At 74.0% G+C, this 246-nt stretch carries 1 protein-coding gene; it reads right to left on the minus strand.

Annotated features, from left to right (window positions below; translation table 11 throughout):
- A partial coding sequence (locus tag D471_RS34880; RefSeq protein ID WP_040690097.1) for an amidase family protein occupies positions 1 to 246 on the minus strand: 246 nt, incomplete at both ends.

Below are 246 nucleotides of genomic sequence, written 5' to 3' on the forward strand. Positions count from 1 at the left end.
GGTTGCGGGTGGCGCCGTAGCGGCGGTTGTCGGTGTCGGTCAGCAGCCCCATCTCGGGGGTGTTCGTCCGCCCCATGAGCAGCAGTCCGGCGTCCAGGAACCGCGACACCACCGGCTCGGTCACGGTGCCGGCGGTGTCGGACAGCGCCAGGGAACCGCAGGTCGTGGGCTGGCCCGCCACCCGCGTCAGGTCCTTGACGGGGATCGGGACGCCGTGCAGGGGCGGCAGGGCGCGGCCGTCGAGCA

Source organism: Nocardiopsis lucentensis DSM 44048, assembly GCF_000341125.1.
In the GTDB taxonomy this organism is placed as follows: domain Bacteria; phylum Actinomycetota; class Actinomycetes; order Streptosporangiales; family Streptosporangiaceae; genus Nocardiopsis; species Nocardiopsis lucentensis.